This is a genomic window from Microbulbifer thermotolerans, from assembly GCF_001617625.1.
Lineage (GTDB): Bacteria > Pseudomonadota > Gammaproteobacteria > Pseudomonadales > Cellvibrionaceae > Microbulbifer > Microbulbifer thermotolerans.
Genome location: NZ_CP014864.1, coordinates 3424890 through 3441830, shown reverse-complemented (window position 1 = coordinate 3441830; position 16941 = coordinate 3424890). Strand labels below are relative to the sequence as shown.

20 protein-coding genes and 1 other RNA gene are annotated in these 16941 nt (G+C 58.5%); 9 read left to right on the top strand and 12 right to left on the bottom strand.

Going from position 1 to position 16941, the window contains the following annotated elements:
• Nucleotides 1-171 precede the first annotated feature (171 nt).
• Together A3224_RS14215 and A3224_RS14210 are read left to right on the top strand one after the other, a co-directional pair.
• The gene (locus A3224_RS14215) at nt 172-585 is read left to right on the top strand and encodes a cupin domain-containing protein (protein ID WP_197463000.1); all 414 of its coding nucleotides are present in this window, start codon (nt 172-174) and stop codon (nt 583-585) included.
• 33 nt (nt 586-618) lie between these two features.
• Nucleotides 619-1308, top strand: coding sequence for a glutathione S-transferase (locus A3224_RS14210; protein WP_067156019.1), 690 nt, complete (start codon nt 619-621; stop codon nt 1306-1308).
• 100 nt (nt 1309-1408) lie between these two features.
• On the opposite strand, the gene A3224_RS14205 is transcribed toward A3224_RS14210, so the two are convergent.
• The 4 genes from A3224_RS14205 to A3224_RS14195 all read right to left on the bottom strand — a co-directional run bounded on the left by A3224_RS14205 (nt 1409) and on the right by A3224_RS14195 (nt 4479).
• Nucleotides 1409-2317 (bottom strand): linear amide C-N hydrolase, encoded by a 909-nt coding sequence (locus tag A3224_RS14205; protein WP_231902402.1) that lies wholly within the window; start codon nt 2315-2317, stop codon nt 1409-1411.
• A gap of 365 nt (nt 2318-2682) precedes the next feature.
• Nucleotides 2683-3201: a DUF1993 family protein gene (locus A3224_RS14200; RefSeq protein WP_067156014.1), complete on the bottom strand. Its 519-nt coding sequence runs from the start codon at nt 3199-3201 to the stop codon at nt 2683-2685.
• On the bottom strand, nt 3188-3319 hold the full coding sequence (locus tag A3224_RS17445; protein WP_269454575.1) for a hypothetical protein: 132 nt from the start codon (nt 3317-3319) through the stop codon (nt 3188-3190). The genes A3224_RS14200 and A3224_RS17445 overlap by 14 nt, the downstream gene beginning before the upstream one ends.
• A 17-nt stretch (nt 3320-3336) precedes the next feature.
• A complete protein-coding gene (locus tag A3224_RS14195) occupies nt 3337-4479 on the bottom strand; it encodes an acyl-CoA dehydrogenase family protein (RefSeq protein ID WP_067156009.1) in 1143 nt (380 codons plus the stop codon).
• Nucleotides 4480-4778: 299 nt separating this feature from the next.
• Here A3224_RS14195 and A3224_RS14190 point away from each other — a divergent pair, with 299 nt between their 5' ends.
• Complete coding sequence (locus A3224_RS14190) at nt 4779-5981, top strand: OmpA family protein (RefSeq protein WP_067156005.1); 1203 nt, start codon at nt 4779-4781, stop codon at nt 5979-5981.
• A gap of 74 nt (nt 5982-6055) precedes the next feature.
• On the opposite strand, the gene A3224_RS14185 is transcribed toward A3224_RS14190, so the two are convergent.
• Nucleotides 6056-7117, bottom strand: coding sequence for an AraC family transcriptional regulator (locus A3224_RS14185; protein WP_067156002.1), 1062 nt, complete (start codon nt 7115-7117; stop codon nt 6056-6058).
• 316 nt (nt 7118-7433) lie between these two features.
• Between A3224_RS14185 and A3224_RS14180 the strand changes: the two genes are divergently transcribed.
• Entirely contained in the window at nt 7434-7760 is a 327-nt protein-coding gene (locus A3224_RS14180; protein ID WP_067155999.1) for a helix-turn-helix domain-containing protein, read from the top strand.
• Between the two features lie 152 nt (nt 7761-7912).
• Here the strand turns inward: A3224_RS14180 and A3224_RS14175 are convergent, their stop codons facing one another.
• From A3224_RS14175 to rpiA, 3 genes are all read right to left on the bottom strand, one after another.
• Complete coding sequence (locus tag A3224_RS14175; protein ID WP_067155996.1) at nt 7913-8281, bottom strand: DUF4168 domain-containing protein; 369 nt, start codon at nt 8279-8281, stop codon at nt 7913-7915.
• A 204-nt stretch (nt 8282-8485) separates the two neighbouring features.
• Nucleotides 8486-9115 carry a transglycosylase SLT domain-containing protein gene (locus A3224_RS14170; protein ID WP_067155994.1) on the bottom strand — a complete coding sequence of 210 codons (630 nt, stop codon included), beginning with the start codon at nt 9113-9115 and terminating at the stop codon, nt 8486-8488.
• A gap of 8 nt (nt 9116-9123) precedes the next feature.
• Nucleotides 9124-9798: a ribose-5-phosphate isomerase RpiA gene (gene rpiA / locus A3224_RS14165; RefSeq protein ID WP_067155991.1), complete on the bottom strand. Its 675-nt coding sequence runs from the start codon at nt 9796-9798 to the stop codon at nt 9124-9126.
• A 203-nt stretch (nt 9799-10001) separates the two neighbouring features.
• On the opposite strand from rpiA, the gene ilvA reads away from it, so the two are divergent.
• Nucleotides 10002-11516, top strand: a complete 1515-nt coding sequence (gene ilvA, locus A3224_RS14160; protein WP_067155988.1) for a threonine ammonia-lyase, biosynthetic — start codon at nt 10002-10004, stop codon at nt 11514-11516.
• Nucleotides 11517-11754: 238 nt separating this feature from the next.
• The gene (locus A3224_RS17175) at nt 11755-11892 is read left to right on the top strand and encodes a hypothetical protein (protein WP_175487808.1); all 138 of its coding nucleotides are present in this window, start codon (nt 11755-11757) and stop codon (nt 11890-11892) included.
• A 71-nt stretch (nt 11893-11963) separates the two neighbouring features.
• Here A3224_RS17175 and A3224_RS14155 read toward each other — a convergent pair whose 3' ends face one another.
• The 4 genes from A3224_RS14155 to A3224_RS14140 all read right to left on the bottom strand — a co-directional run bounded on the left by A3224_RS14155 (nt 11964) and on the right by A3224_RS14140 (nt 13587).
• Complete coding sequence (locus A3224_RS14155) at nt 11964-12557, bottom strand: 5-formyltetrahydrofolate cyclo-ligase (RefSeq protein WP_067155985.1); 594 nt, start codon at nt 12555-12557, stop codon at nt 11964-11966.
• Nucleotides 12558-12578: 21 nt separating this feature from the next.
• Nucleotides 12579-12759, bottom strand: a non-coding RNA gene (ssrS, locus tag A3224_RS14150) — 6S RNA.
• A gap of 304 nt (nt 12760-13063) precedes the next feature.
• Entirely contained in the window at nt 13064-13384 is a 321-nt protein-coding gene (locus A3224_RS14145; protein WP_067155981.1) for a cell division protein ZapA, read from the bottom strand.
• Nucleotides 13384-13587 carry a TIGR02449 family protein gene (locus A3224_RS14140; protein ID WP_067155979.1) on the bottom strand — a complete coding sequence of 68 codons (204 nt, stop codon included), beginning with the start codon at nt 13585-13587 and terminating at the stop codon, nt 13384-13386. The genes A3224_RS14145 and A3224_RS14140 overlap by 1 nt, the downstream gene beginning before the upstream one ends.
• A 182-nt stretch (nt 13588-13769) precedes the next feature.
• Here A3224_RS14140 and A3224_RS14135 point away from each other — a divergent pair, with 182 nt between their 5' ends.
• The 3 genes from A3224_RS14135 to A3224_RS14125 are packed head-to-tail and all read left to right on the top strand — an operon-like array spanning nt 13770 to nt 16920.
• Nucleotides 13770-14318: a UPF0149 family protein gene (locus A3224_RS14135; protein ID WP_067155975.1), complete on the top strand. Its 549-nt coding sequence runs from the start codon at nt 13770-13772 to the stop codon at nt 14316-14318.
• Nucleotides 14318-15679, top strand: coding sequence for a Xaa-Pro aminopeptidase (gene pepP, locus A3224_RS14130; protein WP_067155972.1), 1362 nt, complete (start codon nt 14318-14320; stop codon nt 15677-15679). Before A3224_RS14135 ends, pepP begins: the two co-directional genes overlap by 1 nt.
• A complete protein-coding gene (locus tag A3224_RS14125; RefSeq protein WP_067158080.1) occupies nt 15676-16920 on the top strand; it encodes an FAD-dependent monooxygenase in 1245 nt (414 codons plus the stop codon). Before pepP ends, A3224_RS14125 begins: the two co-directional genes overlap by 4 nt.
• Nucleotides 16921-16941 lie beyond the last annotated feature (21 nt).

Here is a 16941-nt window from a genome sequence, read left to right as displayed (position 1 = left end):
GCTGTTATCCGGATGTGGAGTCCCGGAAGCTATAGTTGCTTTTTGTAGCGGTTGGATGCCCCGGTATTCAGCTTTTTCCGGCCGACCGATGCTCGATTGAATTCGCGGAATAGATGGGAGGTTAATGTGAGGCTTTGCAACTGGTTCCTGCTTCCTCTGGTCGCGATGACTGTGTCAACAAGTCCGAGTGCGGAGGAAATCAAAGGTAAAGAAGGCTATCTCGTCAATATCGAAGAGCGGACCGTATCGAACTCCAACTTTCGGGAAGTACTGTTCACAGGCCCCCGCAGCCAGCTTGTGGTGATGTCCCTGAAGCCGGGCGAGGAAATAGGGGAAGAAGTCCACGATCACATCGACCAGTTCATTCGTTTTGAGGCGGGCGAAGCGAAATTGATTCTCAATGGCAGGGAGCACAGCATCAAGGCCGACGACGCAGTGGTGATACCGGCGGGTGTGCGGCACAACATAATCAATACTTCCGCGAGCCGGGATTTGAAACTCTACACTATTTACAGTCCGCCGGAACACAAGGATGGAACCATTCACAAGACCAGGGCGGAGGGGATGGCAGACCATCACGAATAATCAGCGACAAAGGCTGCAATCGGGAGGCAGAAAATGTTGGACTATAAGCTGTATTATTGGGATCTGCCCTTTCGGGGTAACTTTATTCAGCTCTTCCTTGAGGAAGTGGGAGCCAGGTACGAAAGGTGTGAAGCTGGGGACTTATATCCCAAGCAGCGCTTAACAATCAGAAATCCCGGCATGGCCCCGCCCTATCTGTACGAGTGTAAAAGTAAAACCTATTACGCCCAAATGCCGGCGATACTGATGCACTTGGCCAGGGAGTACGACTATCTGCCTCAAAAGGCGGAAACGCATACCTTGGCCCTTAAAAGCATTCTCGACTGTAACGATGTGCTGATGGAAATTACCAATTTCTACGGCATGACAATGTGGGATAGGGAAAGTTGGAAACAGTTCCGCAGCTCCCGACTGGCGGATTGGATGCAGATCTTCGAAAAAACCGGATCGAAGCACGGCCTAAAAGGTGACAGCGGTTTTCTGCTCGGCGATACCATTTCTGTGGCGGATATTGCCGTCACCGCACTTTTTGGCACGCTGACACACGCCTTCCCCACATTGGGCCGCGACCTGCGGACGCATGCTCCACAGGTCGCCGGCCTCTGCCAGCGTGTGGAGTCGCGCAAGTCGATAAAGGCCTTTCTAGACAAGCAGAGAAGTACACTGGGAAATACTTATTGCGGAGGGCAGATAGAGGCGTCGCTAAGACAGATGATGGATTAGATAGCCTGGCTAGATAATACCTGAATAGACCGACTGTCAATAGCAGTACACCTCTTCAGCAATCTAGATGTTCCGTAGCTCCCTGTGCAAGGGGCGGCTGTCAAGCAGATAGAAATTGAAATGGTTCCGCTGCGACAAACCTACCGCTGACATCACCAACTAAACTGTCTTGAGAGAGATCAAGTTTTTGACACTGATGTAAGTTAACCCTGTCCAGGTGAATCCAGACGATATCCGGGCTAAATGAAGATTCAAACGCGTATATCCGTCGCTGAAGGTCGATGAGTGTCCGCCATATTGTCATTGAAATATTGGGTCGCGCCGGATCAGCGGTACCAAAAGGCTGGGCGGCATTGCGCATAACGCTCAGCAGTGCGGCATAGGCGATTTTTGGTGAATCTAGCGGAGGCAATTTGGACAGGTAATAGCTTGCCCGTACGAAGCGGTCGGCGGCATCTGTGGTTCCCGGTAGTGGGAGTTGGCCGCCGAAACCCTGGTATTGGGAGAGATGTTTTAGCTGTTCGTCGAATGGGGGCGAATTGGTCATTACAGTGTATTGCCGACCGTGGTGGATATGGGCTTTTCCGTCAATGTATTCGATCACTGCGGAATTTCCCGAAGCATCACTGAGGGCCAGGTGTACAGTGGACCAACGGCCGGATACGGGGTCATTTTGTGGGCAGATCTGAATCTGGTTCGCATGAGAGAAATTTACGCATTCTTCTACACTGGAAAATTGATCGAGGTAAAACTGCGCCCACATAGATACCGACAGGCCGGGCATAGCGGGGTCTCGGGTTCCGTAGTCAGACTCGGCCAGCCAAAGAAGGTGTGCAGCCAAACCATTTGCATTGATGCCATCCACAGTGGCGAGATCATAGGCGGTGGCGACCAGGCTGGCATACTTCGACTTCCACTTTAACGGATTCTTATCGTTGTCGATTCCCTTCCGTTCGATGCCTGCAGGGATGACCCAGAGATTGGTATCGAGGCTCTGTGCCCAATCCATATTACGTCCCGCGATGACACCTTGGCCGCTGTTTAGCCATAGCGCTCTAGTACACATAGGCTCTGCTCGTAAGTTAGTAGTATGTTGAATTCCGGTGAGCTTGTACTGATGAAGTCACACTTAATATTAGGGGATATCCGATTTATTCGCTTCCTGGTGGTAAAGAAACTTTGCGCTATATGAGCCATGATGCTAATGGGGTCGAAGATGCGCCCACCGGAAATAAAGGCGGGCGTTGTGAAGAAAGACTCGCGCGATTTCTTAATGTCCGCTCCATTGCCTGAGGTTCTGTAATCAGCTATCGCGAGGAATTCAGAGAGTGTGAAATATTCCGCGCCCGATCGTGAGTATGGAAGTAAGCCTGTTCAGGTTTCTTTCATCGTGACATAGGGGCTTAGATGGAATGTAAAATCCGCCCTGCCAATGGGTGCACCGAGCTTGCGCAGAATCGCGTAGGCCACGGTGATGTGAAAGTACAGATTGGGAATTAGGAAGTCGTTTACATACCGGTGGGCCGGTAATTCACAGTAAGTGTCAGGCCCCAGATTGATGCACTTGATATCGTCGAGGCGGCTATCGTCCGCGGTAATACTGGCAACAAGATCGCAGGTTTGTGTAATCAGTGCGCGGGCTTTATCCGGCGAGTCCACATCGGTATTGAGATTTTCTATGGGATCGCCCGCGCACCACTGGGCAAAGCCGCGGGGTTGGTTGCAGGCAAGTGCGATCTGGGCACCGAATGGGAACATATCCTCCGCGAGGCGCTCGTGCATAATCGCCCTCATGTCGGAAAAATGCGCCTCTCCTACGGAAAGAATGTGCTCGAGCACTTTGATCCTGGAGGTGAAGATGCGTTTGACTTCACAGATTTCACTGCCGGCCATTACGGTGTATCTCCTTGTCGTTGAACCCCAAGCGCTCAGACAGCGGGTTGGGGTGCTCATCTGGGCGTGAAAAGCCTTTGCCGTCAGGTGGCGGATTCACCAGAAGTTTTCGAGCCATCAATGCCTGCTCCCGGTTTACTGTAAAAGTTCCCTTGAAATGATTAATTTCATGATCTCGTTGGTTCCAGCGTAAATGCGTTGCACGCGCGCGTCTGCCCAGGCGCGGGCAATGGGATATTCCCACATGTAGCCGTAGCCGCCGTGCAATTGCACACACTCGTCCAGCAGCTTGCACTGAAAGTCGGTGGCGAGCAGTTTGGCCTTGGCTGCGGTGGCGACGTCGAGCTTATGCGCATAGTGTAGTTCCAGGCAGCGGTCGACAAAGACGCGCATCGCTGCAAGTTCAGCGGCGAGCTCCGCCAGTTTAAACTGGGTGTTCTGGAAGGCGGAGACGGGCTTACCGAAGGCCTTGCGTTCGCGCACATAGTCGACGGTCCACGAAAGGGCGGCTTCGGCGTTGGCGGTCGCACCGATGGCGACGCTGAGGCGCTCTTGGGGCAGTTCTTGCATTAGGTAGATAAAGCCCTGCCCCTCGGCGCCCAGCAGGTTTTCCGCCGGCACTTTGACATCGTCAAAAAATAATTCGGAAGTGTCTTGGGCCTTCATGCCAACTTTTTCCAGGTTGGTGCCCTTTTTGAATCCCGGACTGTCCGCCTCCACCAGCAACAGGCTGACACCGGAGGCGCCTTCGCCCGGATTGGTTTTGGCAACCACTATCACCAAGTTGGCGTGCTGGCCGTTGGTGATAAAGGTTTTGGAGCCGTTCAGTACATAATGGTCGCCGTTTTTGATCGCGGTGGTGCGCACGCCCTGCAAATCGGAGCCGGCACCCGGTTCGGTCATTGCGATGGCGGTAACCATGTCGCCGCTGATGCATTGGGGCAGATATTTGCGCTTCTGTGCCTCACTGCCGTAGTTGATAATGTAGGGAACGGCGATATCGGAATGCAGGCCCCAACCGATGCCGGTAAGATTGAAGCGGGATATTTCTTCATCGATAACGGCGTTGTAACCAAAATCCAGGTTCAGGCCACCATACTCTTCCGGTACCTGAGGGCAAAGGAAGCCTATTTCTCCGGCTTTTTTCCACAGGCCCCGATCCACCTGACCGTCCTTTTCCCACTGGGCGTGGAAGGGTAGGGCTTCTTTCTCCAGAAATTTACGTACCGTATCGCGGAACTGTTCGTGCTCTTCGTTGAAGACCGTTCTGGGAATCATGGTTGCTCTCCTGTGTTTTTATTGGACGATATCGAGGTGCTTGCTAGTGCCCCGTGGTGAGCGGACACTGCAATCCGATGGAAGCATTGACGGGCGCCTTGTGGTTGTGAGGCTATAAACATAGTTGTACCAGCGGGGGGTGCAATGATGGGAGCGATGTGGATGATGGATCCAGTGACAGTGCTGGACCATAAATACAGCGAATTTAACCCGCCGCCATTTATTCGGAAACAAACTAATCTGCCGGTTTGACTGCCATACACTCAGTGGAGATGTGCAGTGGTATTTAAGGTTTTGTTATGGCGGACAATTTACTGAAAATGGCGCTAGACCATATGGGAGGCGATGGCGTAGGCGCCTTGAGCAATGCGCTCGGTATCCCGGAAGAGAAAGGTGAGTCCGCCGTCGAGACCGGATTGGCCACTGTGATTGCGGGCATGCTTAATAAGGGCAGTAACAAAACGGGGATGGCCGGTCTGTTCAATATGGTGACGGACAGCGCCGGGTTGGATCTTTCCTCCATCACTCGTGTCATCGGTGATCCGGAGCAGATGGAAAGCCTGCAGAAGCGCGGTGGCAATATGCTGGCGGGGCTGTTCGGTGGCAAGGTGGATGAAGTCAGTGACCTGATGTCATCGGCACTGGGCGCCTCCGGCAAGGGAGGCAGCCTGTTGAAGATCGCAGCGCCGGTGATGATGGCATTGCTCGCTCGTCTGGAGAAAAGCAAAGGGTTGGATATTTCCGGGATGGCCGCGTTGCTGGCGGGACAGCGGCAGTTTATCAAGGGCAAGTTGCCCAGTGGCTTGCTGCAGGCGTTGAACTTGGGCAGTTTCGACGAGCTGGGAGAGGCACTGGAGACCCGCGGTCACGCGCAGCCGCAAGAGGCGCGTGCACAGGCGGTACACTCTGCGGGAAAAAAACGCGCTGGCATGGCCAAGTGGTTCTGGCCGCTGTTGATTGCGCTGGCCGCCCTCTATGCGCTGAATATGTGTGCGAAGCGGGAGAAGATGGACGATCAACCCGGCGAAGTAATACTCGACGAGGAGTCGGTATTGATCGAGGAGACGCCGGATGCGACAGCGGTGCCGCCAAGCGGCCAGCCAATGGATTTCGCCGCCAGCTTCCGCGCTTATCTCGCCAGTACCGGTCGCGATCCCAACCGAGAGTTTCCTCTGGATATTCAATTTGCCAAGGGCAGTGCTCAGGTGACCAGTCGGGCGCTGCCCGATTTGGAAGCGCTGGTGAGCATTATGCGGGAAAACCCGGGGCTGACTATCGCCATTGAAGGGCACACATCCGGCGAGGGAGACGAAGCCACCAATCAGCAGCTCTCCCAGGAGCGAGCCGATGTGGTGACGCAGATGCTGGTGGCCCGGGGCATTGATGCCAACCGGGTTACCGCCACCGGTATGGGGTCGGCCAAGCCACTTGCCGGCGAGGACACTGAAAAGGGTAAGCAGCAGAACCGCCGCATCAGTGTGCGGGTGGTGACTTTTGAGTGAAGACTTAATGCGAGGAGCGGGCTGTCGCAACGACAGCCCCCCAAAGGCATCAGTGGACGCTGTGATCCACGGCGCTAGCCCCGATATTTTTCCCGGTAGGCCCCCGGCGCCAGGCCGGTCCACTTCTTGAACGCGCGGTTGAAGGCGCTCGGCTCGGAAAAGCCAAGGCGCTCCGCGATCTCCGCCACCGCCGTCTCGTGCTTTTTCAGCTGGTAGACCGCGATGTCCCGTCGCACCGAATCTTTGATGTCCTGCCAACTGTTACCCTCTTCCTTCAGGCGTCTCCGCAGTGTCTGTGGCGAGGTGTACAGGCGTGCGGCAACATCATCCAGAGAGAGATTCTCAATACCGTTTTGACCGGCGAGCATCCGGCGCACACGACCGGTGTAACTGTTGTCGGATTTGTATTGGGTCAGCAGGCACTCGGGGGCGCGGGCGAGGAATTCGGCCAGCTGTTGTTCATCGCGTACCAGCGGCATTTGCAGGTAGCGGGTGCTAAATACCAGGCAGGTCTCGCGCTGGTGAAAATAGTGCCGGCAGGGAAACATATCGCTGTAATCTTCGTTGTAGTCCGGGGGCGGGAAGGCGAGGTGTACCCGCTCGAGAAGAATGGTGCGGTCGATCAGCCAGCTGAAAAAACGCAGCCAGATGACGGCCAGTGACTCCACGAAGATCTGGTTCGGCAGCTGCTTGAGATTGCCGTGATGGATCAGCAAACGCGCCTCCTCACCGTCTTCCACCAGCTTGATTTGCAGGTCGTCACTGACCATGGACACAAAGCGGCTGGAGCGCAGCAGTGCGCGGCGCAGGTTGGGACAACTCAGGCAGGCGTGGCCCATCATGGCGAAAGTGCCGGGTATCCAGGGGCGGGATAGGAAACCGCCGGACTCATCGCCGAGCAGGTCCCACTCGCGGCGCAGCAGCTTCGCCACCTGTTCACGGCCGACACGGCTGTCGGGAATGTCCAATAGTGTGGGGTCAATGCCGCTGTCTAGTAATAGTTGGTCGCAGTCCAGTCCCGCGGCGCGGGCACCGGCCAGCTGGGCCCGCACCGCGGCGGCGAGCAGGCCTGGATCTGTGTCGAGGAACTCCACTGTTCTGTGTTCCTGGCCGGTTTCCAGATTGTCGCTTTGCACTGTCTCGGCCCTCTGTGTATCCGGAGTTCGGCACTTGAACGGAGCGCCATGGGGTTTGCATCGCGCGCTTATCCCCGCGCACGCCAATGGCGGCGCGCGGCCCGTTCTACCGTCTGTGTGCCGTCATCGAAAGACTCCATTGCGGAAATCGTGGCGCCTCGATCTGTGCCGGTCTGTTTCCGCTGGTGTGAATACGGGATTATGCGGCGGAATCAGCAGTCTGTGCAAAGCTGCCGCGACAGTCAGATCTGGAGGCGTGGGGTGAGCGGCGCGGCGGCTTGTGGTAAAAGGGGGCAACGGGAGAGAGAAGAGTTCAATGACATCGACGCTAGAACAGCAACTGAATCACACCGTGTGCAGGCGGATGTTGATCGCCTACCTAATGGAAACCATGCCCAAACCCAACAACCCCGCTCTGGAAGCGGTCACCGGCTGGCCGCGGCGCACGGTGCAGGACATCATTGCCAAGGGGCTACCGGGCCACGGTGTGCGGGTGGAGTTTGTGCAGGAGGGGGTGCGCAACAACGACGGCTATTACCGTTTGCTGGACTGGGGCTCCTTTGACCGCGCCTGGGTGCGTCAGCACCTGGAGGCAATTTGCACGGTACTCGAGGTTCCCCTGTCGGGCCTGCCGCAGCCTTAGGGGACCCCGATACATCCTCCCCGTTTGCAAACAAGTACTTCGGGACTTGGCAAGAAGCCCAAAGAATTAGATGGCCACTGCCTGACCGCCGAAGCGACAGCAGCGCCTGCGCGATTGAACCAGAGGGGGCTGGCCCGGCAGCGGCCTCTGCGCTATCGCTGATCTTTTTGCAGCATTTTGTTGACCTTCTCCACCAGTGCCGGGTCAGACTTGAGACTGCCCGCTATCTGCTGATATTCCTCCTTGGTCAGCCCCGCGCTTCTGATCGCTTCGATCATCTTTCCCTGGGCTTCCCGGTTGATCGCCTCGGCTTCCTCGATATCCGCCGCGGCCTTGAGCTTGGGCGCGTACTCGCGACTGAGCTCAACGATGGCGCGATAGGCATTGGCAAACTGCTGCAGCTTGGGTTCGCTGTAAGAAACTTCCCGGGCAGCCGGTTGAGCGGTATCGGTTTGCGCCTGTGCCAGCGGCAGGGACAGCAACAGAGCGAGGATTGAGAGACAAATGGCTAGTGTTTTCATCGAGCACCTCGATAGATCGGGGGACGCTTTCGCTTCGGTGGAGGAGGATCCAGCGTCGCATTGGGGCGGTCCGGATTGTGACAAATACCGGGGCTACAACTTCTGACTTTCAGCGCTGCAAAAGTGAGGGGTTGTCCGCTCAGCGTAGACGTTTTGAGCGGCGTGTTGTGTGAATGCACGCCACCCTGTGAATTTTTCCGGTCGTCAAAACAGGCCGAGAAACTTCCTGCGCCTTTTCAGTGAGCTTTCGCAGCTGGCCAGCTGCCGCCGGTAGGTCTGCGCGCGGGCGGAGACCTTGTGTGATACCGACTTGAGCCAGCCTTTGCTGCGAAACGTCCGCCGGTTAAATCCGCCGTGGCCTTCGTGGTAGGCGAGATACAAGTGGTAAGTGTCGTCGGGCCGTATGCTGCACTGGCGGGCACTGGTGTTGTTGTACCAGCCGACGAAGTCGATGGCATCGCCGAAGTCGTCCCGGTCGGCGCCGTAGTTGAAGGTGGCGCGTTGGTAGGTGCGCCAGGTTGAGTTCAGCGCCTGCGGATAGCCGTAGGCGTCGGAGGGGCGGGGGCCGGGAATAAAACCGAGAATCTTGGTGCGCGGCGGCCGGGCGTCGTGCACGAAGCGGGATTCCTGGTACAGGATCGCCATCATCGTGGGCACTGGAGAGTTCCACTTCTCCTCGGCCTCTTTGGCTTCGCGATACCAGCTCTTCTTCTCGCGGAAGATGGAGCAGATATCGTCGGGATTGCTGGGCGGGCTGGTGGCACAACCCGCGGCCAGTAGTGCGTGGAAAGTCAGCACAAGTAACGAGGTGCGTTTGTTATTGTTTTTTCCCATGGCGGTACTTAGTCGGCGGTAAACGTTTTGACTCCGGAAGCGGTGCCGAGCAGAAGCCTATCGGCGGGGCGCAGGGCGAAGATACCGTTGGTGACAACGCCGGTAATATTGTTTATCGCCTCTTCCAGGGCCTTGGGCTCGGTGATCTGCAGATTGTGCACATCGAGGATCACATTGCCATTGTCGGTGGTGACGCCCTGTCGGTAGACGGGATCTCCGCCGAGCTTGACCAGCTCCCGGGCCACCAGAGAGCGCGCCATGGGAATGACCTCCACCGGCAGCGGGAAGTTGCCGAGCACCGGCACCCATTTGCTTTCGTCGGCGATGCAGATGAACTCGTCGGCGCAGGTGGCGACGATTTTTTCCCGCGTCAGCGCCGCACCGCCGCCCTTGATCAGTTGCAGGGCGGGGTTGGTCTCGTCCGCGCCGTCCACATAGAACTGGATTGCATCGACACTGTTGAGATCGTAGACCGGAATACCGTGAGACTTGAGGCGTTCCGCGGAGGCCTCGGAGCTGGCCACGGTGCCGTCGAAGCGGCCGGCGATTTCCGCCAGATAGTCGATAAAAAAGTTGGCTGTGGAGCCGGTGCCCACGCCGACGATGGCGTCGGCCTCCAGTTTGGGGGCGATGTAGTCGATGGCGGCGCGGGCCGTGGCTTTCTTCAGTTCGTCCTGAGTCATGCTGTGGGAAGTTTCCTGTGCAATTTTTTGTTTTCTGCCGCCGTATCGGCGAGAAAATTTCGCGCAAAAACGGCTTTTGGGTGGTAAATATGTTGGCGTAGGATTAGACTTGCGTGCCAGTGTAGCGCGTATCCCAGCCTTGCAATAAGTGCATACTGAAAGCTGCCCGCGCACAGAAATTATGTTCCGCTACTGCCGCCGCTATGCCCAAGTCCTATATCAAGCGCATTTTAGACGCGCGTATTTACGATGTCGCCACCGAGACGCCTCTGGAGCAGATGCGCCAGCTGTCCTACCGCTTCAACAACCGCATCTTGTTGAAGCGCGAGGACCTGCAGCCGGTGTTCTCCTTCAAAGTGCGCGGCGCCTACAACAAGCTGTTGCAGCTGCCCGGTGAGCAGCGCGCCCGCGGTGTTATCGCCGCTTCCGCCGGCAACCACGCCCAGGGGCTGGCACTGGGCGCGGCGCAGCTCGGCGTGCGGGCAACCATCGTAATGCCGAAAACCACACCGCAGATCAAGGTGAACGCTGTGCGCATGCGCGGTGCCGAGGTGGTACTGTACGGCGATACCTTCGATGAAGCGGCGGCTCACGCGAAAATCCTGGTGGAGGAGCGGGGCCTGACCTTTGTGCACCCTTATGATGACCCAGATGTCATTGCCGGTCAGGGCACTGTGGCGATGGAATTGCTGCGCCAGCATCCGGGCAATCTGGATGCGGTGTTCATCCCCGTAGGCGGCGGTGGCCTGGCCGCCGGCATGGCTGCCTACATCAAATATGTGCGGCCCGAGGTGAAAGTCTACGCAGTGGAGCCGGAAGATGCCGCCTGCCTGAATGCGGCGCTGGAAGCGGGCCAGCGGGTGCGCTTGTCGCAGGTAGGGCTGTTTGCGGACGGTGTCGCTGTGGCGCAGATCGGCGAGGAAACTTTTCGCGTGCTGCGAGAGACGGTGGACGGTGTCATTACCGTGACCACTGACGAAATATGCGCGGCCATTAAGGATATCTTTGAGGATACCCGCTCCATCGCCGAGCCCGCCGGTGCCGTGGGTTTGGCGGGGCTGAAAAAGTACGCCGAGGAGACCGGCAGCCGCAATGCCGCGCTGGCAACGGTGTGCAGCGGCGCCAATACCAATTTCGATCGCCTGCGCTATATCAGTGAGCGCACGGAGATCGGTGAAAAGCGCGAGGCGGTGCTGGCGGTAACGATTCCCGAGCGCCCCGGTAGCTATTTGCAGTTCTGCCGCGACCTGGGTGACCGCGCCATTACCGAATTCAATTACCGCTACGCCAACAGCGGTGAGGCGCATATCTTTGTCGGCCTCCAGGTGGCCACCGACACCGATCGGCACCAGCTGGTGGAGCGCTTGCAGGCCAGTGGCTACCGAGTGTCAGACCTGACCGAAAACGAGATGGCCAAATTGCATATTCGCCATTTGGTAGGGGGCCGCGCCCCGGGGTTGACCGACGAGGTGGTCTATCGCTTCGAATTTCCCGAGCGGCCCGGTGCCCTGCGCAAGTTCCTGGAACAGCTGGCCGGGCGCTGGAACATCACGCTCTTCCACTACCGCAACCACGGTGCCGCCTACGGGCGTGTGCTGGCCGGAATGCAGGTGGCGCCGGAGGAGCGCGGGCAGCTGATGGCGCTTCTGAACCAGTTGCAGTTCCCCTTTTGGGACGAGACCGACAACCCCGCCTACCGGTTTTTCCTGGCGAGCTGAAGTGTCCGCGATTGTGGGGCCGGGGCAGGCCGGACCCACTGCGGAGTTCTTGTCTAACTATTTCGCGTGGAAATGCGATACACCTCACAAAAAGTGCCCCGAGGCCGTTTACTATTTCGCCGGTACTCGAGTATCTTCAATTCCCGTTGAACTTTTGCGCCGAGCTGAGTCTAATCCGGGGCAGAACGCTTAAAACAAGGTTCAAAACAAAAACAAGTGATCGTACAGGATGGTTCCCATGAAATCCGATGCACTGACAATCGCCGTGATTGTCTTTGTTGCGGGCGTGTTGCTGAGTAGCACCGGTTTGACCGAGGTTTTCGCCTCGGATCCGGAGCCGCCAGCAGCACTGCAGCAGGGGGTGGTGACTCGCTGAGTGCTCCGCTTCCACGCAAATGAAAAAGGCCGAACGCTTCCGCGTCCGGCCTTTTTCATTTGCGTGTCTTGTTAACGACAGCGGTAAATACGCTTTTCTGTCACCACCGCATCCAGAGGAATATCCCAGCTATCCGTGGGCAGGTCGGGTATACACTGCAGCTGGTGCGCCGCTCCGACCAGTACCGGCCCCGCACCGCGCAGCAGATGTTTGAAGGCAAATGTGCGGTCGTAGAAACCGGCCCCCATGCCGAGCCGGGCGCCGCTGGGGCTGAAGGCCACCAGGGGAACCAACACGAGGTCGAGCCGCCGGGGCGACAGGCTGTGTCCGCGCAGAGGCTCAGGAATGCGGTAGCGGTTGCGGAAGCTCAGGGGGCCGCCGTGCCAACGGCGGAAGCGCAAATGCGGATGCGGTTCCGCGGGTAACACCGGCAGATAGAAATATTTGTGCGGGAAGCGCTCCTGGAGCCAACGGATATCCAGCTCTCCGTCCATGGGCCAGTAAATACCGATATGCCGGGCACATTGCAGCAAGGGGCTGCGGATCAGCCGGTTGACTGCCGCGCGGCCGTGCAGGCGCTGCTGGTAAGGGGAGAGGCTGCGTCTGGCGCTGCGCATGTGGCGGCGCAGCTCGGCCTTTTCAGATCGGGCTTGATTCTCGGACATCTTTGGGAAGTGGAGAAAATAGGGAACCCCGAGTGTGCGGCTGAAGACGTGGCCTTGAACCGTGAAGTTCAAGGTGGTGGTGTCCGGGATACATTAGGCTTTCCGCTACGTGGCGGACCTGCACACCAGCATCCGCTGGAAACCACCTGGGCAAGATTATCGGCTCGAGGACATAGTCAACTGGCCAACACCCCAGGGCAAGGAAATTATAACGCGGCGGGACAGAAAAGGCTAAAGAACCTCTGATGAGATGAGTTCCTGCCAGTAAAAGTACTTTGAGGTCTGAAGAGCGGCTCGCGGGATGGAAATTTGAAACCGTTGGATAGCGGGATGTGTCCGCGGAGATACAGCACTGATACGGAGGCATCCGGGCAATGGCGGGGTGACTGTCACGTTACAGCACGGTCTTCCCGCCCGCTACCGAAGCTTCATTTGGCCCCGGTAGCAGGTTGATCGTTGATAGGCGGTTTATTAACGCGTGAACTGGTATTGGCGATTGGGGGGTGTCAGGAGTCGGTAGTATCCAGTTCGCCCAGTGCCGACTGCACTTTTTCCTGGAGCCGGTCCAGCATTTCCTGCTCCAGCGGCACCCGGGTGAGTTCGGCTTTGGCCTGGATAAGCTCGTGGGCAATATTAAGCGCGGCCATCACGGCGATGCGCTCGAGGCCGATCACCGAGCCGCTGGCGCGAATACGCGCCATGCGTTCGTGCAGGAGGCGTGCGGAAGCCTGCAGCTCCGCGCGTTCCTCTTCGCGGCAGGAAACTCGGTACTCTTTATCGAGTATGGAGACGGTGACCGTTTCGGCGGTCGCAGCTGAATCACCCATCAGGAATCTTGCGCTAGCCCCTTGAGCCGGTTGATCATGGCCTCAACCCGTGAGCGGGCGGCCTCGTTGTTTTTTATCAGACGCTGGCGCTCGCGCTGCCAGTCGGCCTCCTGCCGACGCAGCTCGCGGTTGTCCTTCGCCAGCTGCTGGCAGCGGGCGATCAGGGAATCCACGGTGCTTTCTAATGCTTGCAGCTTGTTCATAATTCCTTGTGTAAACGGCGGCTGGCATCGTTACGGACTGCGTAAGCCGGGCTATTCCGCTACTATATTGCCGGCGTTTGGACGGGTCAATTGTCCCGTCCGGGCAGCGAATCACAAATTTTGTCCCTCCGAATTTCGCTGGGCAAAGTCTGACCACATTGAAACGATATTGAGCGGTAATTATGACGCGTGCAGCGATAGAATTTGAAACCCTCGCCAATGCCATACTCGCCGCCGGCGGCGAAGCCGACCCCAGCGAACTGCACGGATTTGTCTGCGGTGTTCTGGCCGCCGGCACAACACCGGATAAAAGCCGCTGGCAAAAGGAATTGGGCGCGTTGCTCGAACTGGATGCGGTACCCGCCGACTTGAACCGGGATTTCCTGCAATTAGCGCGGGAGAGTGAGCTGCGGCTGCAGGACAGCGATTTCGATTTTCAATTGCTGCTCAGCGAGGACGAAGACATCGGCGCCCGAACTCTGGCGCTGGGCCACTGGTGTCAGGGATTTCTGCATGGATTCGGAGTGGGCGCACACCGAGGCGAGCTGCAGCCCACCAGCAAGGAAGCGCTGCGGGATATAGGCGCCATCGCACAGGTGGACGCCGAGGGCGCCGAGCAGACCGAGGAGGCGGAAAACCAGTTGCTGGAACTGCAGGAATATGTGCGCGTGGCGGTACTGAATATATTCACCGAGGTGCGCGGAAAAAAAACCGGCCCCACAGTGCACTGATGACCGGTGCCAAACACGCTCCATCCGGTATTAGCAGGGCGGAATATGCCCGTCGCCGCGCGCGCCTGGTCGCCGGCATGGCACCGGGCAGTCTGGCGATAGTGCCGGCCGCGCGCGAGCAATTGCGCTCGCGGGATACCTATTTCCCTTTCCGACAGGATAGCGATTTTCTCTATTTGACCGGTTTTAACGAACCGGAGGCGCTGCTGGTTTTGGTCCCTGGCCGCCCTCAGGGAGAGTCCCTGCTCTTCTGCCGCGAGCGCGACGCGGAAAAGGAAATGTGGGACGGCCCGCGCCTGGGGCCCGAGCGCGCAGCCGAGCAGTGCGGCCTTTGCGACGCCTTTCCGATCGGAGACCTGGACGACATACTGCCGGGATTACTGGAGGGCCGCAGCCGCATTTACTACAGCATGGGCCGTTTTCCTCAACTGGATCGCCGTTTGCAGCAATACTTGCAGGTCATAGACGCCGCACCGGGCAACGCGGGCAGCCCGGAAATGGTCAACCTGGACTACCTGTTGCACGACCTGCGCCTTTCAAAGAGCGCCGCCGAGCTGCGCATTATGGCGCGCGCGGCCGAGATCAGCGCCGAGGCGCACCGCCGCGCTATGGCCTGCTGTCGACCCGGGTTGTACGAGTATCATTTGGAAGCGGAAATACTGCACGCCTTTGTCGCCGCTGGAGCCCGTGAGCCGGCCTACCCGACCATCGTTGGCGGCGGCGCCAATGCACTGGTGATGCACTACTGCAGCAACAGTGCGCCACTCAAAAATGGCGACTTGGTGTTGGTGGACGCCGGTTGCGAGTACCGCGACTATGCCGCCGATATCACCCGGACCTATCCGGTCAGCGGCCGATTCAGCGGGGCTCAGAAGGCGCTGTACGAAATCGTGCTGGCGGCACAGTTGGAAGCCATAGAGCAGATCCGCGAGGGCAATCACTGGGATCAACCCCATGCCGCCAGTGTCGAGGTGATTACCCAGGGGCTGATCGATCTGGGATTGCTGCACGGCGATCTCGGAGGGCTGATCGAGTCGGGCGCCTACCGCCGTTTTTACATGCATCGCGTCGGCCACTGGCTGGGAATGGATGTGCATGACGCTGGTGACTACCGGGTGCACGGCCAGTGGCGCCAGCTGGAGGCGGGGATGGTAATGACGGTGGAACCGGGTATCTATATCGCGGCGGACGACGAAGCAGTGCCGGAGAAATTCCGCGGCATCGGCATCCGCATTGAAGATGATGTGGCGCTGACGAAACAAGGTCCGATCGTTTTGTCGGCAGCGGCACCGAAGACGGTCGCGGAAATCGAATACACCATGCGCCAGGGACAAAGCCTGGCACAGGAGGAACTGTGGTGACCGGAGCGAATAAACAAAGGGTCGACGTGGCCATCGTCGGCGGCGGCATGGCCGGTGCCAGCCTGGCCTTGATGCTGGCCCATTTCTGCCCGCACCTTTCGGTAGCGCTATTGGAGCAGCGCGCGCTGCCCGATGCGGACGCCAGCGTGCGGCTGCCCAGCTTCGACACCCGCGCTACGGCGATCGCCGCCGGCAGCCTGCAACTTTTCTCCGAGCTGGGTTTGTGGAATCAGTTGCGGGACTACTGCGCGCCGATCGAGAGAATACAGGTCAGTGACCGCGGCCGCCCCTGTGGCATGTCGATGCGCGCGGCGCAGCAGCCGCGGGCCAGCTTTGCAGGTATGCTCGGCGCGGTGGTCGAAAATGCCGCCCTGGGACCGGTATTGCACCGTGCACTGGCACAGACACAAACGCAGGTGTTGGCCCCTGCGCGGGTTAACAGGGTGCGGATGGTGGCGGACGGGGCCCAGCTGGACTGGAGTGCGGGAGCGGGTTGCCCCGATACCCAGTTGCAGGCGGGGCTTCTGGTGGTGGCGGACGGTGCTGACTCGCCGCTGTGCCGCGGGCTCGGTATCGTCACTGAACGGATTGAGTACCGTCAGCGCGCGCTGGTCACTACCCTGGGGGTGCAAAGGGACCACCGCGGTACGGCTTATGAACGCTTCACCGATGCTGGACCAATGGCTCTGTTGCCGCTGCCGCGGAGGGATGGCAGTCATCGCATGGCGCTGGTTTGGACCTGCTCAGAGGAGGATGCGGCAATTCTGCGCGAACTGCCGGAGCATGAATTCATCGCGCGGTTACAGAAAAGGTTTGGCTGGCGCGCCGGGCGTATTGAGCGTGCGGGCAGGGTGAGCGACTACCCCTTAAGCCTGTCTCTAGCGCGGGAGCAGTGGCGCCGGAATCTGGTATTGCTGGGGAATTGCGCACACTTTTTGCACCCTGTGGCGGGCCAGGGTTTCAATCTGACGCTGCGGGATTGCTACGGTCTGGCGCGTGCCTTGGCGGGTGCTGATTTGGCGCAAAATTCAACTGTAGGTCTAGAATTATTGGAGGCCTATGGACGGGATCGTCGCCTGGACCAGCAATTGACGATCGGATTCAGTGACCGAATACCGCCGCTCTTCGCTTCCCCCGGGCTCTTCGCACGGGGACTGCGCCAAGCCGGCCTGCTGGCGCTGGCGCTGACACCACCCCTGCGCGCCGGCTTTGTCGGCCAGGCCGCGGGATTTGGGCTTTAATTGTCAGCCGGGACTAATAAG

Bases quoted from the DNA above. Each gene is read 5' to 3' on its own strand.
- ilvA (WP_067155988.1), top strand. From the start codon at position 10,002: ATGCCCAAGTCCTATATCAAGCGCATTTTAGACGCGCGTATTTACGAT.
- A3224_RS14200 (WP_067156014.1), bottom strand. From the start codon at position 3,201: ATGGCCGGCAGTGAAATCTGTGAAGTCAAACGCATCTTCACCTCCAGG.
- A3224_RS14155 (WP_067155985.1), bottom strand. From the start codon at position 12,557: ATGTCCGAGAATCAAGCCCGATCTGAAAAGGCCGAGCTGCGCCGCCAC.
- A3224_RS14135 (WP_067155975.1), top strand. From the start codon at position 13,770: ATGACGCGTGCAGCGATAGAATTTGAAACCCTCGCCAATGCCATACTC.
- A3224_RS14140 (WP_067155979.1), bottom strand. From the start codon at position 13,587: ATGAACAAGCTGCAAGCATTAGAAAGCACCGTGGATTCCCTGATCGCC.
- A3224_RS14170 (WP_067155994.1), bottom strand. From the start codon at position 9,115: ATGGGAAAAAACAATAACAAACGCACCTCGTTACTTGTGCTGACTTTC.
- A3224_RS14205 (WP_231902402.1), bottom strand. From the start codon at position 2,317: ATGGATTGGGCACAGAGCCTCGATACCAATCTCTGGGTCATCCCTGCA.
- A3224_RS14180 (WP_067155999.1), top strand. From the start codon at position 7,434: ATGACATCGACGCTAGAACAGCAACTGAATCACACCGTGTGCAGGCGG.
- A3224_RS14145 (WP_067155981.1), bottom strand. From the start codon at position 13,384: ATGGGTGATTCAGCTGCGACCGCCGAAACGGTCACCGTCTCCATACTC.
- pepP (WP_067155972.1), top strand. From the start codon at position 14,318: ATGACCGGTGCCAAACACGCTCCATCCGGTATTAGCAGGGCGGAATAT.
- A3224_RS14175 (WP_067155996.1), bottom strand. From the start codon at position 8,281: ATGAAAACACTAGCCATTTGTCTCTCAATCCTCGCTCTGTTGCTGTCC.
- A3224_RS14195 (WP_067156009.1), bottom strand. From the start codon at position 4,479: ATGATTCCCAGAACGGTCTTCAACGAAGAGCACGAACAGTTCCGCGAT.
- A3224_RS14210 (WP_067156019.1), top strand. From the start codon at position 619: ATGTTGGACTATAAGCTGTATTATTGGGATCTGCCCTTTCGGGGTAAC.
- A3224_RS14190 (WP_067156005.1), top strand. From the start codon at position 4,779: ATGGCGGACAATTTACTGAAAATGGCGCTAGACCATATGGGAGGCGAT.
- A3224_RS17445 (WP_269454575.1), bottom strand. From the start codon at position 3,319: ATGGCTCGAAAACTTCTGGTGAATCCGCCACCTGACGGCAAAGGCTTT.
- rpiA (WP_067155991.1), bottom strand. From the start codon at position 9,798: ATGACTCAGGACGAACTGAAGAAAGCCACGGCCCGCGCCGCCATCGAC.
- A3224_RS17175 (WP_175487808.1), top strand. From the start codon at position 11,755: ATGAAATCCGATGCACTGACAATCGCCGTGATTGTCTTTGTTGCGGGC.